Origin of the sequence: Clostridium sp. CAG:221, from assembly GCA_000435835.1 — a bacterium.
Classification (GTDB): Bacteria; Bacillota; Clostridia; order Clostridiales; family Clostridiaceae; genus Clostridium.
The window spans coordinates 1-779 of record FR883428.1; the positions used below are offsets into that span (position 1 = coordinate 1).

Here is a 779-nt window from a genome sequence, read left to right on the forward strand (position 1 = left end):
TTGACTTTTTGTGTCCAAAATATTGACATAAGACCACTCCATTAGATTATAAGTTTGCAGAGTATAAAGAAAAGGATTTTGAAACATATAAAATACAAATGATACTTTACTCATTAATGATTGAGGAAATTTATAATACAAATGTAAATAAATTTTTCTTGGTATATCTAAGGAGTAAAAATTTAATTAAAGAGTATTCCTTAAATGATAAAGATAAAAAGAAGTATGAAAAATATATTAAAGATTATAAAGCAGTTATTGGAGGACATTATCCTAAAGCTACATCTAGTAAAGCAAGATGTGTTGATTGTTGTTATAGGAATATATGTGAAAAATAAATAACAAGGGGTTAAAACATTCCCCCTTTTATTTTGTATTATTAAAGTAGGCAAAATGTAATAATATAATAAATATTAATTCAATATTTAAATCTTAAACAAGCTCAATTATATGAAAGTATTGAAATTTAAAAGATTCAACTATATAATTAGTATGAAAGATGGGCGAAAAACATTGAAAATTTTGTCCATTTTCATTTCAGATTGAAGACTTTAAGCTAGTCTATAAATAGTAGTAAAAGGCTTAGTTAAGCTTTAAAAGAAAGTTCCATTAAAATAAGGATTAAAACTAGAAAAGGGAAGTGTGTGGGAATTAGATGATTCTGACTCTTTAAAAGAAAGTTCCATTAAAATAAGGATTAAAACTCTTTTGCATCACTTAGCACTGTTTCTGCTCTATAAGCTTTAAAAGAAAGTTCCATTAAAATAAGGATTAAAACT

The 779-nt window shown here is 24.6% G+C and carries 1 protein-coding gene; it reads left to right on the top strand.

From position 1 onward, the window contains the following. Positions 1-98 precede the first annotated feature (98 nt). Positions 99-338: a Dna2/Cas4 domain-containing protein gene (locus Q5O44_RS15280; protein WP_022169009.1), complete on the top strand. Its 240-nt coding sequence runs from the start codon at positions 99-101 to the stop codon at positions 336-338. The last annotated feature ends 441 nt before the right edge of the window (positions 339-779 follow it).

Bases quoted from the DNA above. Each gene is read 5' to 3' on its own strand.
- Q5O44_RS15280 (WP_022169009.1), top strand. From the start codon at position 99: ATGATACTTTACTCATTAATGATTGAGGAAATTTATAATACAAATGTA.